Annotated in this window: 6 protein-coding genes; 1 reads left to right on the top strand and 5 read right to left on the bottom strand. The window is 61.4% G+C overall.

Going from position 1 to position 5,004, the window contains the following annotated elements; translation table 11 throughout:
• Positions 1-319 (bottom strand): cation:proton antiporter domain-containing protein (locus AC1DX0_RS31075; RefSeq protein WP_477358267.1); only part of this gene is annotated, 319 nt, incomplete at its 3' end.
• A 405-nt stretch (positions 320-724) separates the two neighbouring features.
• On the opposite strand from AC1DX0_RS31075, the gene AC1DX0_RS31070 reads away from it, so the two are divergent.
• Positions 725-1,450 (top strand): helix-turn-helix transcriptional regulator, encoded by a 726-nt coding sequence (locus tag AC1DX0_RS31070; protein ID WP_477358265.1) that lies wholly within the window; start codon positions 725-727, stop codon positions 1,448-1,450.
• A gap of 59 nt (positions 1,451-1,509) precedes the next feature.
• On the opposite strand, the gene AC1DX0_RS31065 is transcribed toward AC1DX0_RS31070, so the two are convergent.
• The 4 genes from AC1DX0_RS31065 to AC1DX0_RS31050 form a co-directional block, all read right to left on the bottom strand.
• Complete coding sequence (locus AC1DX0_RS31065; protein ID WP_477358263.1) at positions 1,510-2,766, bottom strand: L,D-transpeptidase family protein; 1,257 nt, start codon at positions 2,764-2,766, stop codon at positions 1,510-1,512.
• A gap of 337 nt (positions 2,767-3,103) precedes the next feature.
• Positions 3,104-3,586 carry a hypothetical protein gene (locus tag AC1DX0_RS31060; RefSeq protein ID WP_477221153.1) on the bottom strand — a complete coding sequence of 161 codons (483 nt, stop codon included), beginning with the start codon at positions 3,584-3,586 and terminating at the stop codon, positions 3,104-3,106.
• Positions 3,587-3,724: 138 nt separating this feature from the next.
• The gene (ldtR, locus tag AC1DX0_RS31055) at positions 3,725-4,240 is read right to left on the bottom strand and encodes a transcriptional regulator LdtR (RefSeq protein WP_013896002.1); all 516 of its coding nucleotides are present in this window, start codon (positions 4,238-4,240) and stop codon (positions 3,725-3,727) included.
• Positions 4,241-4,478: 238 nt separating this feature from the next.
• Complete coding sequence (locus AC1DX0_RS31050; RefSeq protein ID WP_115139495.1) at positions 4,479-4,901, bottom strand: DUF6163 family protein; 423 nt, start codon at positions 4,899-4,901, stop codon at positions 4,479-4,481.
• Between the last annotated feature and the right edge of the window lie 103 nt (positions 4,902-5,004).

Raw genomic sequence — 5,004 nt, 5'->3', positions numbered from 1 at the left:
GCACCAGCCAGTGCAAGGCATAGCCGAAGCCGACGATTGTGAAGAAGACAAGCCCGATGGCAAGGTCGAGGATCGGCCCCCGCAAAGCGATCAGCTCGCGCTTGGGCGCGCCGAAAGCATCGCTGAACAGCAGTGGCGGAATGAACACCAGCAGGAACAGTTCCGGATCGATCTCGATATGGATGCCGCCCACCGGCCATGCGAGCGCGGCGCCTATGGCGATCTGCAGGACCGGCAGCGGCACCCGCACCAGCCGCACCAACGCGCCGGAAACGGCGACGAAGACGAGCACGACGAGAATGAAGATGGCGGTTTGCATGGCTCGATTCCGGCTGTTGGCCGGACCATGCGCAATCGTCGGCGTCGCGTCCAGACAGCGCTGGCGAAGCGATCGCAGAGAGGACAGCAGACCGAGTGGCCARCAGGCTGCCGATGTCAGAAAAAGGCCGGCACCTGGCGTCAGCGCAAGGCTGCCTAGGGGCACCAGGTGGCCGGCCGCACGCCGGCCCCCCGGTCGACGTGCGTATGCAGAGCGCCGATGCTCGAACATTCGGACGTGAATTTCGAAAGCCGGCGCCGCCGCTTTTCTGGATACGCGAGCATAGTCAAGCATCAACCTCCCGATAGCGCGGGGTTGACAGACGGCTTTCGCCGGCTGGCCGCCTTGCGGGTCATACTCGGCTGTGTCACGCTGCGTTACGGCTCACGAGCGGGGGTTCGATCGATGCTGTCATGGATCATGGCCCATGCCGAACCGGCATTGGCGTCGGCAACGGCTGAGGGCGCAAGCACCGCTTACTTCGCGGCGATGGAAAGCTTCGGCGCATCCTATCTGCAGACCCGCCTCTATCGAAGGCCGTCAGCAACGCTGACCTCCGCCAGCCATTGGGCGGCCGGCGGCTTCATCACGCGGCTGGCGCCGGCGGACTGGCCGGGCAGCCCGGCGTTCGACTATGTCTGCTTCGAGTGCAACCCGCTGCTCGGCGCGATCCGCGAAAGCCGCACGCGTTACCGCTTCTCCGACTTTGCCCCGCGCGACGGCGCTGAGTTCGGCGTCTATTGGGAGGCGCTCGGCGAGGCCGGGATCAACGACGCGCTGTGTTCCACCTCCTACGGCGCCGATGGCGCCATTGCCTCGCTGCATCTCGGCTTCCACGCGCGCGACTTCACGGCCGACGAGAGTTTTGCCATCCAGATGGCCGGGCTGGTGCTGACGGAACGGCTGATGAACCTGACGACGCCGCCGCCCGCCGCTGCCGTCCGGCTAACGGTGCGCGAACGCGACAGTCTGGCGTTTGTCGCCGAAGGCAAGACGGATTGGGAAATATCGGTCATTCTCGGCATTGCCGAAACGACGGTGCGCTTCCATGTCGACAATGYCAGGCGCAAACTCGGCGCCGTCAACCGCGCGCAAGCGGTGGCGCGGCTGGTCAATCAGCGGCTGATCTAACGTTCATGCAAACAAAAAGGCCGCCCTTTGAGCGGCCTTTCTCTAGAATTATCAGATGTTTAGAGCGAAGACGTGATCTGCAGCTCGCTGGCGCCGTCCAACGCATAGACGTCGTCACGGAACTGTACGACGCCGGGTCCGGTCGACCAGGCCGAGAGATAGAGRAARTGCACCGGCACCGGRTTGGTRACCTGSATCGGYGTGTTYTCGCCGGTCTTGATCGCCGCCTCGAAATGCTGGCGGTCCCAGCCGGGCGTGTCGCGCAGGATCCAGGTGACGAGGTCGCGCACATTCTGCACGCGCACGCAGCCCGAGGAATCGAAGCGCAACATCTTGCCGAACAGGCTCTGCTGCGGCGTGTCGTGCATGTAGACGCCATCGGGGCTCGGGAAATTGATCTTGACCGACGCCATGGCGTTTTCCGAACCGGGATCCTGGCGGAACCGGTACTTGGCGGCGTCGTCGGTCGACCAGTCCACGTTCATCGGATCGACTTCGCTTCCATCCGGCGCGAACAAGCGGATGTGGCTGTTTTTCAAATAGTTGGGATCTTTCCGCATCAGCGGAATGATGTCCTTGCGCACGATCGAGACCGGCGCATTCCAGTACGGATTGACGATGATCTCGTTGATCTTGGAATTGACGATCGGTGTCTGGCGATCGATCTTGCCGACGATCGCGGTATGGCGAAGCACGACACGGTCGTTCTCGACCGCTTCGACCTGCGCCGCGGGAATGTCGACCAGCACGTAACGATTGCCGAGCGTGCCCGCCTTCTCCTTCAGCCGCTGCAGATTGGTCTGCAACTGGCCGAGCCGGATTTGCGCSGAAACGTTCATYGCSGCGTAGGTGTATTTGCCCATCGAGCCGTCRGMRGGCAGRCCRTGGCGCRSYTGGAAGCGCTTKACSGCCGMGTCGACATAGGAATCGAAGGMCGTCGAAATGCCTGCGCTCTGGGAGAGGTCGCCTGCAATCATCAGGCGCTTGCGCAGCGGCACCACATCCGGGTCATCGACGCCGAGTTGCAGTTTCTTGGTCGCGGGAACGTCCGTCCAGCCGCCCTGGCTGGCAATGTTCTGATATTGCGCGACCGCCTGCTCCGTGAACGCAACGGTCTGCGGGCTGAAGATCGGCAATGTAGAAGCCACCTTGCCGCCTTCGCTGGCGCGGGCGTCGAACTGGTCGTCCCAATTGCCGCGGGCCGAGGATTTCAGGATATCCCCGATCACATCCTGCGCGTTCGCACGACCGGCCACCACGGCAGCGGCGGCGAGCGCGGAGGCTCCGGAAAGGAAAAAGCGGCGGCTGGTTCTCATGGACGTTCCAGACATAGGTAGCGGTTCGATCACTTGCTGCGTCGGTCATCGGGCGATCTCGCCCGCACTCTAARATTGGCAATCTTAACAATTAGCCAACCATGGCCCGTATCACGTTGGCTAGAAACGCACGAGGCGCGATACGGTTGCGGGTGGACGCATGGTCTTCACGACAGCATCACTGCCACCCTCGGTTCCATTGGAATATGGCGGCAACGTGGCCTTGCGCCCAATTTGGCTCCGCCCGGCTCGGCGAAATGAACGAGGCGTGGTTTTTCGGTACCGAACCCGCGTCATCGGCGCGTTGTCAGAGCCGGGATGAAGCGCTCAAGGACAGCTAGGGTTCTGGGCTGGTCTTGGCCTCGAGCTCCGAACATCGTTGCAGCACCTGGTTTTCGGGATACCGCAATATTTTGTTGTCATCGAGCTTGAGCAATAGTCCGCGCCGCTTGTCGACACTCTGCTCGTCGTCCGAACAGGCCATATCCAGGATGATCGCGTCCAGGCCTCTGAGTTTCTGGACTCTGTTGACGGTGCACCAAACTTCCCACATTTCCACCGACCTGTCGGTGAACGTCACTCTGGAGTCATTGTTGTCGCAGGGGCTGCTGCCTTCCGTGGCGAAGGAACCTTTCCACCATTCCTCTGCAAAGGCCATTTGCGGCACCAGCAGGAGCACCATGGCGACCGAACAGATTTTGAAGCAGCCTTTTCGACCCATCATGCCCCCTTGTATGACGACATTAGGCATTGTGAAGGCGAAAGCAAAGCGGGCGGCAGAAGTCAGGCCTGGCGGCTTCCGGTGCAAGGCATCGGTCAAGTGGCGGGCCGCCGAACTCCTGGCTCACTATCCATGAACAGAAAAAGGACCGGTGCTTTCGGCACCGGCCCCTGACTGAAGGTCGATATTTCGGCCGCGTTTCTGTGGCGCGGGCCGGATCCGATGCTGCGGATGATCTTACATCCGGTAGGCGATGGTATCGTTCCAGAAGCGGTCGAGCCGCTGCAGGGCCCGGTTCATCTGCTTGAACTCGTCGGTGTTGATGCCGCCGACCTGTTCGATCGAGCCGACATGGCGCTCGTAGAGACCGGCGACGACATCAGCCACCTCGTTGCCCTTCGGCGTCAGTGAGACGCGGACCGAACGACGGTCGATGCGCGAGCGCTGGTGATTGATGAAGCCGAGATCGACCAGCTTCTTCAGATTGTAGGACACGTTCGAGCCGAGATAGTAGCCACGCGAGCGCAGCTCGCCGGCGGTCAGTTCGGAGTTGCCGATGTTGAAGAGCAGCAGCGCCTGGATGGCATTGATGTCGGAACGGCCGTTGCGGTCGAATTCGTCCTTGATCACGTCAAGCAGGCGGCGGTGCAACCGCTCGACCAGCTGCAGCGATTCCATGTACAGGGAACGGATAGCCTCGCGGCGATCGTCGGATACGTTGGCGGTCTTCGCCGCCGGACGCGAATTGATCATTGTCTTTGCCTCTCGTTTGTCGCCCTGGTGATTTTTTGTTTTTCACCTTGATCGCGACACTATCGAATACTCATAAAATTCGACTTAAACGCTAGGGCTAACAAGAGCTTACCGGTAAGAGGTTTCGAAAGAGGCTTAACGAACGGTCACCCGAGCAAGGATAATTAACCTAAAGGCTTAGGCACCTTTCACGGGGCTCAAATCCGGCGCTTGCCAAGTCGTCAATGCCCTCAACGGCTTAGTGCCTGACAGGGCGTTTCTGCAGCCAGATGACGACGCGAAAGACGATGTAGAGCAGCGCCACCGCCGCGTGCGAGACGACGATCAGCAGCCGATGGCCGAAAAGCTCGGGAAAGCCGGCATACATGACGGTCTCGGTGACCGCGCAGATGAACCAGATCACCGGCCCCCAGGAGGCCAGCATCCACAGCCCCGCAGCGGCGAAGGGGAAAAACACGGCGAGCATCACCGCCGCCACCTGCCAGTGCACCGGCATGAGGTCGAAGCGCCAGAGCGAGCCCGGATAGAAGCCGATCAGCTTGATCCAGTACAGGATGCCGAACAGCAGGCAGTAGCCCGCGATGACGCGCTGAAACCAGGCGAAGATCACCTCGACCGTCGAGGGCTGAAGCACGACGCGTCTCGACGTCACCTCGCTCATAGCGAGAGTTCCCGTTCACCGAGTGGGGCGAAATAGGCATCGATGTCGGCAGCGCTCACCGCATCCAGCGTCGCCGGCCGCCATTGCGGGGTCGAGCCTTTGT

Source organism: Mesorhizobium sp. P3_A9 (assembly GCF_056402975.1).
Note: the sequence above shows the minus strand (reverse complement) of the source record. Positions and strands in the feature narration are given on the sequence as shown.